Source organism: Rickettsiella endosymbiont of Xylota segnis, assembly GCF_964019545.1.
Lineage (GTDB): Bacteria > Pseudomonadota > Gammaproteobacteria > Diplorickettsiales > Diplorickettsiaceae > Aquirickettsiella.
The window spans coordinates 1,719,088-1,737,195 of record NZ_OZ026451.1; the positions used below are offsets into that span (position 1 = coordinate 1,719,088).

The 18,108-nt window shown below is 33.8% G+C and carries 16 protein-coding genes; 2 read left to right on the plus strand and 14 right to left on the minus strand.

The window, feature by feature from the left end; all coding sequences use genetic code 11:
- Positions 1-49 precede the first annotated feature (49 nt).
- Complete coding sequence (rpiA, locus tag AACL18_RS07865) at positions 50-733, plus strand: ribose-5-phosphate isomerase RpiA (RefSeq protein WP_339050437.1); 684 nt, start codon at positions 50-52, stop codon at positions 731-733.
- Positions 734-737: 4 nt separating this feature from the next.
- Here rpiA and ahcY read toward each other — a convergent pair whose 3' ends face one another.
- The 6 genes from ahcY to AACL18_RS07895 form a co-directional block, all read right to left on the minus strand.
- Positions 738-2,054 (minus strand): adenosylhomocysteinase, encoded by a 1,317-nt coding sequence (ahcY, locus tag AACL18_RS07870; protein ID WP_339050438.1) that lies wholly within the window; start codon positions 2,052-2,054, stop codon positions 738-740.
- A gap of 164 nt (positions 2,055-2,218) precedes the next feature.
- Positions 2,219-3,406, minus strand: coding sequence for a methionine adenosyltransferase (metK, locus tag AACL18_RS07875; protein WP_339050440.1), 1,188 nt, complete (start codon positions 3,404-3,406; stop codon positions 2,219-2,221).
- Between the two features lie 138 nt (positions 3,407-3,544).
- Positions 3,545-4,828 carry an MFS transporter gene (locus AACL18_RS07880; protein ID WP_339050441.1) on the minus strand — a complete coding sequence of 428 codons (1,284 nt, stop codon included), beginning with the start codon at positions 4,826-4,828 and terminating at the stop codon, positions 3,545-3,547.
- On the minus strand, positions 4,822-6,141 hold the full coding sequence (locus tag AACL18_RS07885; protein WP_339050442.1) for an MFS transporter: 1,320 nt from the start codon (positions 6,139-6,141) through the stop codon (positions 4,822-4,824). Before AACL18_RS07885 ends, AACL18_RS07880 begins: the two co-directional genes overlap by 7 nt.
- A 114-nt stretch (positions 6,142-6,255) precedes the next feature.
- Positions 6,256-7,953 (minus strand): hypothetical protein, encoded by a 1,698-nt coding sequence (locus AACL18_RS07890; RefSeq protein ID WP_339050444.1) that lies wholly within the window; start codon positions 7,951-7,953, stop codon positions 6,256-6,258.
- Between the two features lie 153 nt (positions 7,954-8,106).
- Complete coding sequence (locus tag AACL18_RS07895; RefSeq protein WP_339050445.1) at positions 8,107-8,685, minus strand: thymidine kinase; 579 nt, start codon at positions 8,683-8,685, stop codon at positions 8,107-8,109.
- 66 nt (positions 8,686-8,751) lie between these two features.
- Here AACL18_RS07895 and AACL18_RS07900 point away from each other — a divergent pair, with 66 nt between their 5' ends.
- Positions 8,752-9,306, plus strand: coding sequence for a thioredoxin family protein (locus AACL18_RS07900; RefSeq protein WP_339050447.1), 555 nt, complete (start codon positions 8,752-8,754; stop codon positions 9,304-9,306).
- Between the two features lie 15 nt (positions 9,307-9,321).
- Here AACL18_RS07900 and AACL18_RS07905 read toward each other — a convergent pair whose 3' ends face one another.
- The 8 genes from AACL18_RS07905 to lolA form a co-directional block, all read right to left on the minus strand.
- Positions 9,322-11,265 carry a hypothetical protein gene (locus tag AACL18_RS07905; RefSeq protein WP_339050448.1) on the minus strand — a complete coding sequence of 648 codons (1,944 nt, stop codon included), beginning with the start codon at positions 11,263-11,265 and terminating at the stop codon, positions 9,322-9,324.
- Between the two features lie 78 nt (positions 11,266-11,343).
- Positions 11,344-13,461, minus strand: a complete 2,118-nt coding sequence (locus AACL18_RS07910; RefSeq protein ID WP_339050449.1) for a hypothetical protein — start codon at positions 13,459-13,461, stop codon at positions 11,344-11,346.
- Positions 13,462-13,510: 49 nt separating this feature from the next.
- Positions 13,511-13,846, minus strand: coding sequence for a TusE/DsrC/DsvC family sulfur relay protein (locus AACL18_RS07915; RefSeq protein ID WP_339050450.1), 336 nt, complete (start codon positions 13,844-13,846; stop codon positions 13,511-13,513).
- A gap of 253 nt (positions 13,847-14,099) precedes the next feature.
- Positions 14,100-14,774, minus strand: coding sequence for a Bax inhibitor-1/YccA family protein (locus AACL18_RS07920; RefSeq protein WP_339050451.1), 675 nt, complete (start codon positions 14,772-14,774; stop codon positions 14,100-14,102).
- Between the two features lie 92 nt (positions 14,775-14,866).
- Positions 14,867-15,682, minus strand: coding sequence for a glutamate racemase (gene murI / locus AACL18_RS07925; RefSeq protein WP_339050452.1), 816 nt, complete (start codon positions 15,680-15,682; stop codon positions 14,867-14,869).
- Positions 15,683-15,691: 9 nt separating this feature from the next.
- Complete coding sequence (locus tag AACL18_RS07930) at positions 15,692-16,483, minus strand: sulfite exporter TauE/SafE family protein (RefSeq protein ID WP_339050453.1); 792 nt, start codon at positions 16,481-16,483, stop codon at positions 15,692-15,694.
- A 62-nt stretch (positions 16,484-16,545) separates the two neighbouring features.
- Entirely contained in the window at positions 16,546-17,448 is a 903-nt protein-coding gene (locus AACL18_RS07935) for a cation diffusion facilitator family transporter (RefSeq protein ID WP_339050454.1), read from the minus strand.
- Between the two features lie 4 nt (positions 17,449-17,452).
- The gene (gene lolA, locus AACL18_RS07940) at positions 17,453-18,076 is read right to left on the minus strand and encodes an outer membrane lipoprotein chaperone LolA (protein ID WP_339050455.1); all 624 of its coding nucleotides are present in this window, start codon (positions 18,074-18,076) and stop codon (positions 17,453-17,455) included.
- Positions 18,077-18,108: the final 32 nt, after the last annotated feature.

Genomic DNA, 18,108 nt, shown 5'->3' on the forward strand with positions numbered 1-18,108 from the left:
AAATTGCATGCTGTTTAAGCTTATGTCAAAGTAACTTACGAAAATCTGAATGGGGGAGATTTTAGTGGGAGCAGAAAATCAGGAACTTTTAAAAAGCAAAGTAGCCGAAACTGCATTAGAATATATTAAAGCAGGCTCTATTCTAGGCATAGGAAGTGGTAGCACTGTCAATTTTCTTATTATGGCGTTAGCCCATATTAAACATAAAATTGAAGGAGTAGTCGCAGCTTCTGTAGAAACTGAAAAACGTTTAAAACAATTTAATATCCCTATATTAGATCTAAATTGCACCGGTGAGTTAGCCTTTTATATAGACGGAGCTGATGAAGTCAATCCGCAACTGCAACTTATAAAAGGGGGTGGTGGAGCACTAACACGTGAAAAAATTATCGCCGCTGCAAGCAGAAATTTTATTTGCATCATTGATGAAAGTAAATATGTCGGAATGCTAGGGCAAAAAAGTCTGCCACTAGAGGTTATTCCTATGGCACGCAGCTATGTTGCGAGAGAATTAGTAAAATTGGGAGGCTTTCCTATTTATAGAGAAAAGTTTGTTACCGACAATGGCAACATAATATTAGATACTCAACATTGGGATTTTACAGATCCCATTAAACTTGAGCGTTTATTAAATAATATTCCAGGTGTAGTGAGTAATGGTTTATTCGCCCAGCGTCCTGCAAATATTTTACTTATGGCTAGCAAAGAGGGCATTAAAATTTTTGAAAAATAAATTTTTAATAACGATAATAATCGGATTTATAGGGTCCTTGAGGTTTTACGCCAATGTAATGGGCTTGCTCAGAAGTCAGTTCTGTTAATTTAGCTCCAACTTTCTCTAAATGTAAACGAGCCACTTGTTCGTCCAACGCTTTAGGGAGCATATAAACTTTGCCTTTTTCATAACGATTATTATATTGCCATAATTCAATCTGCGCTAAAACTTGATTGGTAAATGAATTAGACATAACAAAACTTGGATGTCCTGTAGCGCAGCCTAGATTAACTAAACGACCTTCAGCTAATAGTAATAAACGTTTTTTATTTGGAAAATTTATCTGATCAACTTGTGGCTTAATATTTAACCAATTAAATTGACGTAACCCGGCTACATCTATTTCAGAATCAAAATGCCCTATATTACAAACGATGGCTAAATCTTTCATCTGCTGCATATGGGATAAAGTAATAACATCTTTATTTCCAGTGGCCGTTACAAATATATCTCCCAGTTCTGCTACATCATCCATGGTTACGACACGATAACCTTCCATGGCAGCTTGTAATGCACAAATAGGATCAATTTCCGTGATCCATACTGTCGCGCCAAAGGAACGCAAACTCTGAGCACATCCTTTTCCTACATCACCGTAACCACAAACTACGGCAATTTTACCGGCGATCATAACGTCAGTCGCGCGTTTTAAAGCGTCGATTAACGACTCTCTACAGCCATAGAGGTTATCAAATTTAGATTTTGTTACAGAGTCATTCACATTTATCGCTGGAACCAATAATGTTTTTTCTTTTTGCATTTGGTAAAGTCTATGTACACCTGTTGTAGTTTCTTCGGATACTCCTTTTATATCATGTAAAAGTTTAGGATGTTTTTCGTGGAGTAATAAAGTAAGATCGCCCCCATCATCCAATAATAAATTTGGCATCCAAGCATTGGGTCCAATTAAAGTTTGCTCAATACACCACCAAAATTCTTCTTCAGTTTCTCCTTTCCAAGCAAAAACTGGAATATTTCGAGCAGCTATTGCTGCTGCGGCATGATCCTGTGTAGAAAAAATATTGCAAGAAGACCAACGCACTTCTGCGCCCAAATCAAGCAGTGTTTCAATTAAAACGGCTGTTTGTATGGTCATGTGTAAACAACCCGCGATACGAGCGCCTTTTAAAGGTTTTTCGTGCCCGTACTTTTTGCGTAAAGCCATTAAACCTGGCATTTCTGTCTCAGCGATAGTGATTTCTCGACGTCCCCATTCTGCTAAATTTAAATCAGCAACTTTATAGTCAGTAATGCGAGCTTTTAATTTTTCGGCGATCATAAATACTTTCTCAATAACTTAAATAAATATTAAATACCGTTCTTATATTCCAGAGTGGATACTTTGGCAAAGCCGCATAGTGAAGCAAACTAGATGTAATAAAATACATGAGGATTGCAAATTAAGCAGCAACGCAGACAAAAATTCCAATTACAAAGAATAATTTATAATTCTGTTACTTGTTTGATTTCATGGGTTAATAAGTCTGCGCGTAATAATTCCTTCTTATCAATTTTCTCCCAGGGAAAATCTTCGTTTTCACGGCCAAAATGACCATAGGCCGCGGTAGGCTTATAAATAGGTCTTAATAAATTAAGCATTTTAATTAAACCTCTTGGTCTTAAATCAAAATGCTGTTGAATTAACTCAACGATTCGTTTATCCGGTAATTTAGCCGTACCAAATGTATTAATATTTATGGATGTGGGTTCCGCAATACCGATAGCATAAGAAACCTGTATTTCACAGCGATCAGCCAACCCTGCAGCAACAATATTTTTGGCAACATAACGTGCCGCATAAGCTGCCGAACGGTCGACTTTACTCGGATCCTTACCGGAAAAACAACCCCCACCATGGCGAGCCATACCACCATACGTATCTACGATTATTTTACGTCCTGTCAATCCTGTATCACCCAAAGGTCCGCCAATAACAAAACGGCCCGTAGGATTTATATAATATTTTGTGGTTTTTGTTAACCAAGCTGTTGGAAAAATAGGTTTTATAATTTCTTCCATTACGGCTTCTTTCAGCTCGTCATAAGCAATATCGGGGGCATGTTGAGTAGAAAGCACGATAGCTTCCACGCCAATAGGTTTACCCTTTTGATAACGTAAACTTACCTGGCTTTTAGCATCAGGCCGCAACCAATTCAGACTGTTATTTTTACGTAACTTTGCCTGGCGTTCCATCAAACGATGCGCATAAGTAATAGCCGCAGGCATAAGTACATCGGTTTCATTACTTGCATAACCGAACATTAAACCCTGATCGCCTGCACCTTGCTCCAATTTATTGAACTTATCCACTCCCTGAGCAATATCAGGCGATTGTTTACCAATAGCAGTCATAACAGCGCAGGATTCCCAGTCGAATCCCATTGATGAGCTATTGTAGCCAATCTCCTTTACGGTTTCTCTGACAATTTGCTCCACATCAACCCAAGCTGTTGTTGTTACCTCGCCAGCTACTAGCACCATACCCGTCTTAACTAGCGCTTCGCAGGCAACTCGTGCATTTTTATCTTGAAGTAAAATTGCGTCTAAAACTGCGTCAGAAATTTGATCGGCAATCTTATCCGGATGCCCTTCTGATACTGATTCCGAAGTAAAAGTTGTGTAACTATCCATTTTTTATTCTCAAACTTATAAAAAAGAGAAGTGTGATTAAAACCGAGCTTTAAAGCTAAAAAAGAAGTATATACTAGCGAATCTTTTTTAAAATAGCCAATTAAGATATTGACTGAATCAATTTAGAACAACTTCTAATTAAGCACGTGGTTCTCGCATTAAAAATGTAGTGATAAAAGCAATACAAAACCCGATGGGTATAATGAGTAAAGCGCGATGATAATCACTGGAGGAATAGATTCTAAATTGATTTAATACCGTTCCTCGAAAATTTGCATCCATCAGCCAACCAAATAAAGGTTGAAAAACCGCGTAGCCTGCAATTGCCATAAAAGATACGACACTAACTGAGGTGGCAGTAAGACTTTTCGGATTACTGGCAGCAACTAAAGGATAACTCAACACCTGACTACTAGTAAAAAAACCTAAAGCAAAAAATAGCGAAGCGATAGTTAAAATAGAAAACCCTGGTACACAGATAATTGTAATAACTATTAACTGGGAAATTATGACCCCTAACATCATAAGGGGTATACGCTTTTGAATTTTATCAGATGCCCATCCTACAACAGGACCACCAATGATCGTCCCTATAAAAAGCAAGCTTGGTGCAAATGATGCTTCTGTTGCAGAAAAATGATCCACTTGCTGCAAAAATAAACTCCCCCAAATAGCACCTAAAAGCGCAACGGGTAAATTGAGCAAGGAAACATACAACCCACATAAACTATTTTGTGGATTTAAATAGGCGAGTCGCCAACTTTTAAAAAGTCCCAATTTAGAAAGCTCTTGATGCGAATTTTTTTGTTCTTGATGTAAATTGGCTGGGTAATCTTGAACGAAACTTAAAATTACTAAGAAAATAATAACGCCTAAACTTGCATCAAAAAATAAAGCATGGCGCCAACCTACTAATTCCACCAATAAAGTCAAAGGCGTTTGCGCTACCATCCCCCCCATCATGGCCATCGTAACGATTAAGCCACTAACTAAAGCCATATTTTTTGCGGGAAACCAACGCGATGCGAGTCGGATACTGCTTAGAAAACAAAAAGCGCTACCGATACCGCTCATGAACCGAAATATAGATGCCCATACAAATGAACTTGTCATTGCAAAAGCAACAATACCAATAATGCAAATAAACAAAGAAGAAAGAATAATTTTATGTGTAGAAAATCGGTCTAACAAAGCCCCCGCAATCGGTAAAAATAATAAATTGGCGTAAAAGTAATAAGCCGATAACTTACCCAGTCCAGTTGCATTAAGAGAAAAGGCATGCATCAAATCGGCACTGATAGCATTGAACATATTCATTTGAATAAATTCATAGAAAAAAAACAGTGCCGCTGAAAAACAAACTATCCATGGCAGTTTTTTATCCATTATTGAAACATTCTCATGAACAGCTGAAGTCAGCATAGATTATTCTCTCGAATAAAAGGTTGGCAAAAGGTCTCACGTAAGCAACACGCAGCAAGTAAACTCACTAAAAAGGCTATCGGCATAATAGCCATACCATAACGATAATTACTGGGTGAATAGAAAGGTGCGCCTTGTAAGAAGGTTTGATCCCAATGTAGATCGATTAACCACCCAAATAAGGGTTGGAATACGGCACCGCCACCCATAATTAGAATTGAAGCTAAACTCGTAGAAGTGCCTGTCAAATGTCTAGGATTGCTTTCTGCAATTAACGGATAGCTAATAATTTGTGTACTAGTAAAAAAGCCTAATAATAAAAATAAAATAAGCAAGGTATAATAATGTAATACGGGTGTAAACATAATAATTAGCAAAACCAGTAAAGAAAACATAGCACCAATAATCATCAACAACCTTCGCCTACCAATAAAGTCAGAGAACCAACCTACCAAAGGTGAGCCAATGATAGTCCCTAAAAAGATCATGGTTGCAACTAATGAAGCTCGGGTTTTCTCAAGGTGATGCACTTGAGTTAAATACAAAGTCCCCCATAATGCACCCAACAAAATAATTGGTAAATTTAAAAGACAAGTATAAATTCCTGCTAAAGTATTCTGTTTATTCTGTAAGGATAAACTAATACTTTTGATTACAGAAATAGGCTTAGTGGCTTTATTTTCCGCCATTTTCTGTGATAGCTGATGCTTCGGATAGTCATAAACGAAGAAGTAAACCAATAGGGTAATTAATATCCCTAGTCCGGCATTCATCATTACAGCAGTGCGCCATCCTAATGCATGTACAACCAGAGCGAAAGGGGTTTGCGCCACTATTCCACCGGCCATGGCAATAGTAATGATAATACCAATCACCAACGCTAATCGCTGAGAAGAAAACCATCGCGTCGCTAACTTAATACAGCTTAAAAAGCAAAAGGCGTTACCTATCCCGGCTATAAAATGACTAAAAGCCGCTATTTCAAAAGATCGGCTTAAAGAAAACAAAATAGTAGAAAGAACAACCATAACCATCGCACTGAGTATAATAGTACGAATTGAAAAGCGATCGACTAAGATTCCAGCAAATAATAAAAAAATAACATCTGCATAAAAGTAAGTAGCAGATAAAAAACCTAATTGACTCGCATTTATTGAAAAATCATACATTAACTCTTGGCTAATGGAGTTGAACATACCCATCTGGATAAATTCGTAAAAGAAGAAGAGTGCGGCCGAAAGACAAACCAGCCAGGGTTGAATCTTAGAAAAACTGAGATAGTCACAAATTCGCTTTAAGGTAGTTATGGCCATTAATGCCTCAAATAGAGAATAGACTTATAAACTTCTGTCTTTTATTTTTAGGGACTATTTGGGAAGCGTAGTGTATAACAAGGTCAGTGTTTTGTCCAAGTTAAATCAAACCTCCTATACTGCTGTAATGCCGAATGCACTGCCTGAACTATCATTTGAGAGCTCATCATCATTATGGACTTCAACTTGTATTTGAGAAGCTTTAAAAGAAGGTTCAAAAAAAGTTGCTTTTAATGAAGATAAAGATTTCTCAGTTGCCATAACTCTTGCTTGCATTAATAGACTATCATCCTCTTGGATACGATTACTGGCATAAGAATTCATGAAAGCAGCAATACTAGCAATACGAGAGACACATGAATCAGTAAATACCAAAGCCGCGTTACCCAAGGCATTGATAATTAGTGCCAAAAATTCCACTATCTGCCCTAAATAATATTTTGTATCTTTTGTTAAGTTAGAATTAGAGTTCCTTTCATTAAATAAACTATTACACCAAGCAAGTGCCGTTTTCAAGGTAAAGGGTAAATCCCCTAAAATTGCGGCTATTGTTATGGCATCCGCAGCAACCCAACCTAATAGCCCAGCCAAAGTTTTTGTCCCAGTGAAATCAAGATAAATCAAACCAAAAAAGGCAACAGCCATAACCAATACCTTAAAAATATAAACAAAAAACTGAGTAACGGTTATATTTTGCCATTTTTCTTGAATATTCCCTTTGAAATCTTCCCATGAAAACTGCGACTTTAAAACGCCATAAAAGGTCCTTAGCATAACGATGGTTAAGCCAATTAATAACGCAGCGGCTAATACCCCCAAGAGAGCGACAGTCAAATGTGGACATGTTGCGGCCAATGCCGGACAAATAAGCGCTATCATGTTTGTACCTTCAAGGTAGGTAATTGCAGCTGCTGCAATTCCCACGGATAAAGAAAGAAACCCAGCAGGTAAAAGTAGAAACTTCTTACTTCTAGATAATTGTAGATGATTATCTTTTTTGCAAAGATCTTGAAAAAATTGTGGAATATGCTGTGAGAAAAGCTGGAAATTGGCTCGGGTTCCCGCTAGGAAAATTAGCAAGCTTAGAGGAATCACAAATCCCAAAGGCAAACTAAATCCTACTAGTAAGATGAAAATAGCTCCGCCTGTACTTAATCCACACGCTAATGATGCAATCAATCCGATACTAAAACCACATCCATAAAGAAGTTTGTCAGACCAGAAAGAAAAAGTAGAAATTAATTTAACGGCCTCTAAAAATACATTGTCAATTTTAGATGAGTAGTTAAATTTTTTATATTTTAAAAATTTATCAATAACTTTTATTAAAGATTTCTTTTTAATAGCTGAATCAATATCATCATCCTGATAGATTTTTTCTAAGCAATTCAGTGAATGTTCGATCAATTTTTTTTCATTATTATCTTCAGCAACCTGCCAAAATCTCTGTAAGTTTTGCACAACCATAGTATATAAACCACGGTGTATATACTTTCTAGTAGGCTTAGATATCTTATTTTTAAACTTCATTAATTGACGTATTTTTTTTCTTTCGACCTCATCAATTTCATCCCAATTTTCTACGAAATCAGACCAGGCTAAAATAAAACATAAACATTCAAATAAATTTTTTAACTCCACTTCAGAGTTAAACTTGTTTACATCAGAATTATTATTTTTAACACGCTGTAATTTCTTATTAGTTCTTTCACTTTGAATATTTTTGCCAAAAGTTAACTGGGCAGCTAATCCTGATGAATAAAAATTTTTAACATACCCATTAGAATAGGTATCTGGAGCTTTATTTGGCATAAAATACACTTCCTAACAAAAGCTGTTACTAAAAAACCCTGTATCATAGATTTATATTAAGCATATAAAATTAAGAAAATATTAAAAGGGCTAAAAATATTCTAGTTTATAGGTTCTGTGCACGAAGGGTAGATCTTAAAAAATTAGCTAAAGCTAAATAGCTGCTAATTTAAAGTGTTTTCTGCAAACTGCAATATAACGTTCATTCCCGCCAATTTCAATTTGTTTTCCCTTGGTTACTTTATGGTTCTCAGCATCAAATCTGATATTCATAATCGCTTTGCGGCCACAATAACAGACAGTTTTTATCTCGTTGATCTCATCAGCCCATATCAATAAATAAAGACTCCCTTCAAAAGGCTCAGCTTGAAAATCACTCCGCAATCCATAACATAAAACTGGGATATTTAACCGATCAACCACCATCGTCAATTGTAATACTTGTTTTTTCGTCAAAAATTGCGCTTCATCAATTAAGACACATTTTAATTCTTGTTTTTGCCTTAAATAAGTCTGCACATGTTCAAGTAAATCATCTTTTAACGTGAATAAATTCGCCTCTGCGTTTAGACCAATCCTTGAACTTATGCACCCCACTTTATGTCGATCATCGATAGTTGGAGCAAACAATAAAGTTTGCATGCCACGTTCTTGATAATTATAGCTTGCTTGCAGTAAAGCAGTGCTTTTACCAGCATTCATAGCAGAATAGTAAAAATAGAGCTTAGCCATAATTGAAAATATAATGAATAAAAGTTTAGGTTATAATACATTAATATTGAAAATGGGAGAATCTTTATGGCACTAACCCCCTCCAACATGATTGATTTAGAGACCAAGGCTCCAGATTTTAAATTGTTGGATACAGTTACTGGCAAACCCTACGACTTAAAAGAAACCAAAAATTCCAAAGCAACGGTCATTATGTTTATTTGCAATCACTGTCCGTATGTAAAGCACGTCATACTTGAGCTTGTCAAACTCGCAAAAGATTACCAATCTAAAGGTATAGCCTTTATAGCTATTAATGCTAATGATGTCATAGCTTATCCAGAAGATGCTCCTAAAAAAATGACTCAATTAGCTAAACAATTAGGGTTTAGTTTCCCCTATCTCTATGATGAAACGCAGTCTATAGCTAAAGCCTATCAAGCAGCTTGCACACCTGATTTTTTTATTTTCAATAAAAACCTCTTATGTGTCTATCGAGGTCAGTTAGATGGATCCCGACCTGGAAATAAAATTCCAGTAACGGGTAAGGATATTCGCTCAGCCTTAGATAATATTCTTCAAGGAAAACCTGTTAGTCCACAACAACAACCGAGTATGGGTTGTAATATAAAATGGAAATAGAAATTTAATTTTAATTTATCTCCACCATTTCAGAGAAAAATGCAATTTACTTACATTATTTAAGTCAACTATTTCACCATTTTCTGAAACTTTTCCACTCTCTGTGCTACAAGCAATTTTGAGATAATTAAATTCGTTGATGCAACTTTCAGCTTGATTAGATAGAATCAAAATATTATCTAATAACTTTTTAATTTCCTCATGTTTTTTTAACCTATCGACTATAGATTGGCGAGAATCGAGGACGTTTAACGAATTCAAATTAATTGAATGATCTTGTATTTTATTTTTAAAAAAATTAATATCTTTTTTAATACCATACAACTTATCTATATTTTCTACGTTAGGCACTGGCTTTTCAGTAATTTTCTTAAATTTTTCTTCCAATAATTTTAAATACAATTTTTCTGATAAACGCTCATTGAATCCTTTCTCGAATACACGAGCTGGGCTTATACCCGAAAAAATAAAATTCCACCATTTTAATTTAGTAATTTTATTCCTAATAAACTCGAAGGTAAATTCTTCTTGAAAATTTAAAAGAAAGATTTTAACAAATTTATCTTTATGGCTTTGATTACAAAAATAATAATTGCCTGTGAAATAATTTAATAATTTTTTAAGCATATTAGTATTTTTTTCCAAATAACTATTTCTAATTAATGCAGAATCGAGATTGACCTGGAAAAATGTACTTATATCATCTGAAAGTAATTTAAAAACTTGTTGAGCATTATTATTAGAAATAAAATCATCCAAAAAAACAAGTTTTGAAAATACAATTTCTTTTTGCTTTTTAGCTTGTATGTTTAGTAAACAATATTTATTATCAAAAGCTAAAGTTTTTTGCTCAAACAGAATTAATGCACTTTCTAAAAATTTGCCAATATTTTCCCTGCTAAAATTTTCCTTAATCTTTCTGTAACAATCATCTAAAAATCTTACGTAATCTGAAAAGACACCTAAATCTTCAGAAAATTTATCTATTTTTTCTAATGTCTCTCTTATTTTATTGATAGAAATTAGAATATGTTTAGAAAATCTAATTAATTGTTGAAACTTTTCATAATCAACTGTTTTGAGAAATGCAGTTAAAAGGCTATCTTTACTCGCTTCAAAGAAAGGAAGTTTTATATTTACTGATTGAGAAACAAATGTTTTCTTATAAATTTCAATTGTTTTTAGAATTCGTAATTTATCGGGGAGAAACAACTTACTTATTTTTTGACGATTCCGATCCTTTTTAGTATTTTCTATCTTTTGTTCAATATTACGTTGTCTAGCATCCTCATCTTCTTTATCAACAAAAAGATCATATTCATATATTTTAATTTTTCTTTTTAAATTATTTAAATAAGACTCTTCATCGATTTCTATTTTTCCTAAACATTCTAACTCTTGTTTAAACAATTTTTCCTGCAATAATTTTCTTTTAATTTTTTTGGGATATACAATTTCTAAATTAATATTATCTAAAAAACATCGGTACCAATTAAAAAACTCATAACCTTTCCCTTCTTCATCAAACTCAATAATTCGCGGTTTAAGTTTTTTCTTCTGTCTAGGAAAAATGTCTTTAAAAACAGGGGCAAGAGATTTCTTTAATTCCGTATCGGAATTCGCATCGTTATTTTTAGCATATGCTTTCAGAGAAGAAAGATTGTCAAATATTTTTTGCTCCTGTAAATTATGCCAATTTTTTATTAAATTAAGCAAAACCTTCTCTATAAAACCCGCCTTTTCCGTATTAAATTTATTTGTAATATAAAAAAAGGTTCTGTCTATGAAAGTTGTTATTAGAGAAATATTAATGGAGGGTGACTTGAGATCTATTTTCTTAATCCAATCCCGTATTACAAGTAAGTTTTCAGAAGGTCTATTTGATATTTCATCAATGATTGTGTGCTTTTGTTTTTCTGCTTTCTGAATAAGAGCTAAGCTTTCGGTTTCAGTTGTCATTTGATTTCTCAATATTATTTTTTATTATAATTAATTAACTGAATTTTTATCTTATATTTACTCCATAAATATTAAAAATTAATTTACTAGTATTAGAAATGGAAAAGAGTGACGAGATGAATCAGTTGCAGAGGAAGTTGAAGCAGAAGGATAAAAACTTACTTGGCCAATGTTATGAGATGCTATGGTTTTGTTTATTTTTTCTTTTGAGCGATTACTATTATGCAATTTAAACTTTTTTAATTGATTCAATTGAGCAACTATATATTGATTAAATTCATTTAGAATATTAACTACAACATCGTTTTTATAAGGTGAAAAAGCTTTTAATAATGTAATTATTTTTTCAACTAAATTTTCATTGTTATTATTAAATAACTTGGTTTTCAATTCCTCTGTTTGACTAATAACACCAGGTAAACATAATTGTTCCGCCCAGGTATGAGCAAAAGTTGTTTTATTCAGCCATGGCCAACGTACAATTCCGTAAGTAAACAATAAGGGCCAAAAACTTTGTTTTGATATAAAATTATTAATATTGTCGAAAGATGGAGTATCACCTAAATCGGCTTTTAATTTTTTTATGGAAAAATCAATATTGAAGTAGCCTCGATGAAATATTTTGTAAGACAAACTAATTTTATTAATCTCAGATTTTGCTAACCAATAATCCTTTTTTTCTATTTCATTATTAATTCTTTTAAACTCGTCAAGTATTTTTGAAATTTGCAATTTCAGTAACGTATCAATAGATTCTTCAAAATCCGCTATATTTTCAGTTATTTTAATTTGACCCGTATCATTTTGATTATGTTGATTGAAAAGCGGTTTAACACAGTTAAGTATTAAATTCCAATCATTTAATTTTTTTTCAATCGACGATAGTTTTTCTTTATCTTTTGTTAATGAATTATTCAAATCTATTTGATAGGTGTCTTCGTCCTTTTTAGAAAATGAAGGTGCAGGAATTTTTTTGATTAAAGTGGTTACTCGGTTTGCGTTATTTTCTGCAAATTCTTCTAAATTTTCTACTGTGTCTGCTGTTATGGCTTTTCCTTTTTCTATAATTTGGTTTGCTGTACTACTTATTTTTTTCCAACCTTCTTTAAAGAATTTTGACGAAAAATTATCAGCGCTAGCCTTTCTTTTAAATGTATCATTATAATTAACTTTAGCATCATCAAGTTTACGCTTTAATTTTTTACTATTAACATCGGTAGTGAAGAAAGTGCCAAAATCAAACTCTTTCAAAATAAGGGCAACTTGAACAGATTCCTGTTGTAAGCTTTTATTTGCTAAATTATCAGTTATTGAGCGTGAAATTTTTTCTTGTATATCTTTTTCAAATTGGTTTAAATCGATTAGGTCGTTCCTAATTAGTCTGTTTAAATTAAAACTATTAGATTTTTTCTTTACTTGTTCATTGTAATCTTTAAAAGCAGAATGCATTATGTGTAAGGCCTGATGCAAATCCTCAGCCTCCATTTGAGCATCCGCAAGACACATTTCAATAAAAATACTGCTAAACAGAATTAATGATGAATCGTTTTTATTTTTTATAATTTCTAAAAGTTGTTTTAACAGATCTTGAAAAAGTAGCTTATTATCTAATTCATGAATAATTCCATAAAAAATTTTTCTGATATCACTTTCATTACTCCCATGCTCTAAATCGTTTATATAGTTTAAATTCGCTTCATTAGGGATATAGTTCTCCTCAGTTACAAACTTTTGTAGCAAGTCTAAGGCACCAATAAATTCTTTATTACAATGTGACTCTTCTTTGCCCGTTTCAATCTTCTCTAACAATTTTATGGATAAATAGAAATAATTCAATTTAAGTTGGTAGCTGTTGAGATTTAAAACCTTACTAATAAAAAATTTCATTTCCTTATAGTTATGTTCTATTATTTTTCCTGAGGTATTTATATATACCCTAGCTAGCATAGGCCTTAGAGTATCAAGATATTTCCGGAGAGGACCACTACCTGGAATTAGCCAATCAGGTAAATCATTTACTATCTGCTCGCAGGTTTTTATTTTATTTTCAAATCGTTGTTTAGCTTTCTCGACGAGAAATGAAGGGAGGTTTAAATTCAGTTCCTCTTCATGTTCAAGACATTTCGACAAATAGTTACGCATTTTTTCATTTTTTATTGAATCTTCGATCAAATTTTGAAGTTTTTCGTCCTTCATATCTCTGCCTTTAATTATTTATATTTTTTTACTATTTAACTTTAATAGATTACATGCAACGCGTAGGTCTAGGCAATCCTGCTAACTTACTGGCTTGCTTAAGTATACCTTTTGGAAATAAATTATTGAGATAAATGCTACTGGCTTTTTCTGAGCCTAATTGCACGGCTAATTGATTAACCAAAATCCTGATCGGAGGAGTCTTATGATATTGCTGATAGAAATTGCGCAAAAAATAGATTACATGCCAATGATCTTTGATAAGTAATAATGCCTCATCTTTTGCTATCTTAGTGGCTACTTGTTCATGCCAATCGGCCGCGTGAACAAGATATCCGAATTGATCGGTCAAAATTTTCTCGCCGTTAACTACTAAACCTGTCATTTCCCCACCTGCTGCCAAAACATTGCAACAAAATATTTTCTAAAGCTGAGATGACGCTAATTTTTAAGCAGACTTTGTTCTCTGCTTAAGAATCCTTTAGAGGATAGTTGAGAAGCTTTTTCTGTTCCAGCCAAATAGAACAAGGATTAAGCTATTCGTAGGCCAAAATCCAGCTATTATAGATAGTATCTTAAAAAGATTTATTTTTTCGCAGCGATCTCTTGTTGTAAAATGAGATCGCTATTGAAATAAATTAATCTCGATTACCGCTGAATGCACCGAGTAAGTTTAATAAACTTAAAAAGATATTATAAAGTGATACGTAAAGCGTAACGGTTGCCATAATGTAGTTAGTTTCACCGCCATGGATGATCTGACTCGTTTGTAGCAAAATAATACCCGATGATAATAAAATAAATACCGCGGACAAGGTGAGCATTAATACAGGTATATGAAAGAATAATGTACCGATACTTGCCAGGAAAGCAACAATCATGCCTACCATCAAAAAACTTGTCATAAAACTAAAATCTTTTTTAGTGGTTAACGCATAAGCAGATAAAGCAAAAAAGATAAGCCCGGTAGCCCCTAAAGACATCATGATTAATTCATGCCCATTGGTGAAACCATGAATATAGTGATTTAAAATAGGACCTAGCGTATATCCCATAAATCCCGTTAAACCAAACACAGATAACAAGCCCCAAGAGCTATTTCGAGTATAATTGGTTAGGAATAATAGACCAAAATATCCGATAAGAGTTACAAAGGGATTTAAGGGCAAGGCATTGGTGAGCATTGCAATCCCCGCTGTTATTGCGCTAAAAATCAGCGTTAGCCCTAGCAGGATATAGGTTTGGCGTAATACCGTATTGGTGGCTAAAACGGATTCTAAGCCTGGATTAAAACGTATTTGACTAGAAGCCATATCACTTCCCTCATAAGTCTATAAATTTAGCTATTCTACCATAAGCAATTTTACGCTAAAAGGTGATAAGCGCTAAATTTCACGGCTATCGTTCATTCCCACAGAGGGTATCGCTCTAAGATAATTGGCATTTTAAAGAAAAGATGGGCTAGAGCAGAAAATGCGGAAGTGTAATCTGAGACATAAAATTTCTTTTTTGGAGCGTTAGATGAAAGGGCGAGCAGCTTGTTTCCTTTAAGTATATTTTTTACCACTTCAGCAACAATATCCGTGGAATCGATAATAACGGTAGCATCGTTATAAAATTGCTTAATATGCTGTTTAATTAAAGGATAGTGTGTACATCCTAAGACCAATGCATCAAGATTATGAAGAGATGACTCATTCAAATAAGACTTAATCGCGTCGGTCATAATAGTTTGGTCAATAAAACCTTCCTCAATCAATGGTACGAGTAAAGGGGTAGCCAGCGTATTTAATTGAATATTAATACCCAATTCATCTAATTTTTTTCTATAGATATTTGAATTAACGGTTTGCTTAGTGCCAATTAAACCTATTGTTTTGTCGATATAATTTTTAGCTAAATATTCGATCATAGGATCAATCACATCGACTACAATCGCTTTGCGACCTACATATTCTTTAACTAGCTCATAAGCAACAGCCGATGCTGAGTTACAAGCAATTAATATAAGCTTGCAATTTTGCTTAAGCAACATATCGCAAATCTTTATGGAATAGGCTTGAATGGCTGCAGCAGACTTATCCCCCCAAGGCGCATGGGCAGTATCTCCAAAATAGACGATAGATTCATTAGGTAACAATTTAGTTACTGCATGGGCAACAGTTAAGCCACCAATACCACTATCAAATATGCCGATAGGTTGTGAATGATTTGAAGACATATCAATACTTTAATAAATTAAAAAGGTAATGCCCAATACAAAAAGAAATAAAGCAAAAAATCTGCGCAAAATATTCCCTGCAATGCGCTTTCCTAGTCCGGTACCTACAGGAACAAAAAGCACACTTCCTACCGATATGCCTAATACCGCAGGCCAATAGACAAATCCCACACTTCCGGATGGAAGATTATGGGCATGCAAGCCAGTTAAAGTAAAAGTTATAGCGCCTAAGACCGCAAGTAATAATACACAGGCCGAAGAAGTCGCAATCGCATGATGCGTAGATAAGCCCAAACGTAAAAAAACTGGAACGGCAATAGCTCCTCCACCAAGACCTAGCATTCCTGAAATAATTCCAATAAAGAAACCTATGGACCACTTTTTGAAAGTATTTAAAACAATGATTTCTTTTTTTACAGTTGGACTTCTATGAAAATATAATTTGAATGCAACCGAAAAAAGAAATAAGCTAAATAATAGTTTCAATGTTTGTGTAGATAGTAATAATGCTAATAAAGCTCCAGTTATTATACCCACTACCATCCCTGGAACTAACTGTTGAAATAAAAGCCAATTAATAGAAAAACTACGCTGTTGATGATAAACAGCAATAAGTGAAGTAAAAATAATAGACGTCAATGCTGTGCTCGTTGCCATATGCATTTGCAAATGGTCAGGAATATTTGCATGTGAAAAAATGCCAAGTAAACCGGGAACTAAAACAGTTCCACCACCTATACCTAATAGTCCCGCTAAAAATCCAGCTAATAATCCTATCGTTACATATAATATAAAAAACATTTAATGGCCAAAAAATAGTTAGTAAAATTTACGTATAAAATTAAGCCAGCGCGTTATTAAAGTTAGCAAATTAAAGACTGCGAGCAAGGATACTTTTTTTGTCCTTGTTCAACTTGCAAAGTAATGTGTTGGATATGAAATTCCTTAGCCAAAAATTGATTGATCTTTAAATATTCTTCATCCGATAGGCCACTTTCTGGCATGATCAAATGCGCAGTTAAAGCGGTTTCTTGCGTACTTAAACCCCAAATATGCAAATCATGGACTTCTTGTACCCCGGGCAACTCTTTTAAATAAGTATATACCGCTTTTTGATTTACTCCATAAGGAACCGCACCTAAAATTAGTTCGACAGATCGTTGTAATAAATTCCAACTACCCCAGGCGATAATACCCACGATTAACAATCCTACTATCGGATCTATCCATAACCAACCAGTAAAATAAATAGCTACGCCCGCTAATACGACACCTAAAGCAATAAGTGCATCATAAGCTAAATGTAAAAATGCTCCTTTAATATTAAGATCAGTAGCACTTTGTCGCATAAATAATAAAGCCGTTCCTCCGTTGATCAATATCCCTATGAAAGCAACTATCATCACGATGATTTCATTAATTTCTTTAGGGTTATTGAGTCTATTAATAGATTCATAAACAATTAAAGCTGATGTTAGAACAAGCAATAAAGCATTAGCCAATGCAGCCAAAATAGTTAATTTTTTATAGCCGTAACTATAGCGTTGTGACGCTCGTCTTTTAACTAAAACACTGGCTCCCCAAGACATCAATAAACCTAAAACATCTCCAAAATTGTGAACAGCATCCGATAATAAACTTACTGAATGGGCAATAAAACCATACATTACTTCTGTTAATAAAAAACTTGAATTTAACAAAATAGCAATAGCAAAGCTTATATTTAAACTAACAAAAGTATTATGGTGATGGTGATGAGGTGCCATAAGCTTAACCTTTAACGATTTCGATATTTTGATCTTTCGGCATAACAAACTGAAATGTCTTTGCAGGCAAATAAGGATTTAATTCAACTTGAGAAAAATTAATTACTGTTTGTTGACCTAATTTGTCGGTCAAACACATCTCATGTAAGCGATCTTTTTGAAAAATCAAAGTAATCGATTGAAATAATGCATTTTTATTTTTAGGAAATAAAGTAAATCCCTGGACACCCATTAGCGGGCGAATAACGAAAAGTTGGGTCAAATTTTTAGGGGATTCACTTAATAATGCCGCAGGAGAATCTGTATCGACTGTTTTTTGTTTTTGGATTGTTATTTGTTGTAAATCAATATCATAAAACAAAATACGTTGACCATCTGCAATTAGTAACTGTTTGTTGGGTTGCATAACTTCCCATCGAAAACAGCCCGGTCGTTGTATCGTCATCTTGCCACTTATTTGCTGTAAAATCTGACCTCTAGAATTCATGATCGTCTGAGTAAAATTAGCTCGAGAGGTTTGTAGATTATTTAATAATTGGCTTAGCTTAGCTTCAGCTAGCACTTGGCTATTAGTAAATAAAAGTAAAACCCCCAAAAAAATGAATCGATATTGATTTAAAAATTTCATAAGTAAATACTATAAAAAAACAATAGAAAAGT

Excerpts from the sequence above, each read along its gene's own strand:
- rpiA (WP_339050437.1), top strand. The coding sequence starts at position 50 with ATGGGGGAGATTTTAGTGGGAGCAGAAAATCAGGAACTTTTAAAAAGC.
- ahcY (WP_339050438.1), bottom strand. The coding sequence starts at position 2,054 with ATGATCGCCGAAAAATTAAAAGCTCGCATTACTGACTATAAAGTTGCT.
- metK (WP_339050440.1), bottom strand. The coding sequence starts at position 3,406 with ATGGATAGTTACACAACTTTTACTTCGGAATCAGTATCAGAAGGGCAT.
- AACL18_RS07880 (WP_339050441.1), bottom strand. The coding sequence starts at position 4,828 with ATGCTGACTTCAGCTGTTCATGAGAATGTTTCAATAATGGATAAAAAA.
- AACL18_RS07885 (WP_339050442.1), bottom strand. The coding sequence starts at position 6,141 with ATGGCCATAACTACCTTAAAGCGAATTTGTGACTATCTCAGTTTTTCT.
- AACL18_RS07890 (WP_339050444.1), bottom strand. The coding sequence starts at position 7,953 with ATGCCAAATAAAGCTCCAGATACCTATTCTAATGGGTATGTTAAAAAT.
- AACL18_RS07895 (WP_339050445.1), bottom strand. The coding sequence starts at position 8,685 with ATGGCTAAGCTCTATTTTTACTATTCTGCTATGAATGCTGGTAAAAGC.
- AACL18_RS07900 (WP_339050447.1), top strand. The coding sequence starts at position 8,752 with ATGGCACTAACCCCCTCCAACATGATTGATTTAGAGACCAAGGCTCCA.
- AACL18_RS07905 (WP_339050448.1), bottom strand. The coding sequence starts at position 11,265 with ATGACAACTGAAACCGAAAGCTTAGCTCTTATTCAGAAAGCAGAAAAA.
- AACL18_RS07910 (WP_339050449.1), bottom strand. The coding sequence starts at position 13,461 with ATGAAGGACGAAAAACTTCAAAATTTGATCGAAGATTCAATAAAAAAT.
- AACL18_RS07915 (WP_339050450.1), bottom strand. The coding sequence starts at position 13,846 with ATGACAGGTTTAGTAGTTAACGGCGAGAAAATTTTGACCGATCAATTC.
- AACL18_RS07920 (WP_339050451.1), bottom strand. The coding sequence starts at position 14,774 with ATGGCTTCTAGTCAAATACGTTTTAATCCAGGCTTAGAATCCGTTTTA.
- murI (WP_339050452.1), bottom strand. The coding sequence starts at position 15,682 with ATGTCTTCAAATCATTCACAACCTATCGGCATATTTGATAGTGGTATT.
- AACL18_RS07930 (WP_339050453.1), bottom strand. The coding sequence starts at position 16,483 with ATGTTTTTTATATTATATGTAACGATAGGATTATTAGCTGGATTTTTA.
- AACL18_RS07935 (WP_339050454.1), bottom strand. The coding sequence starts at position 17,448 with ATGGCACCTCATCACCATCACCATAATACTTTTGTTAGTTTAAATATA.
- lolA (WP_339050455.1), bottom strand. The coding sequence starts at position 18,076 with ATGAAATTTTTAAATCAATATCGATTCATTTTTTTGGGGGTTTTACTT.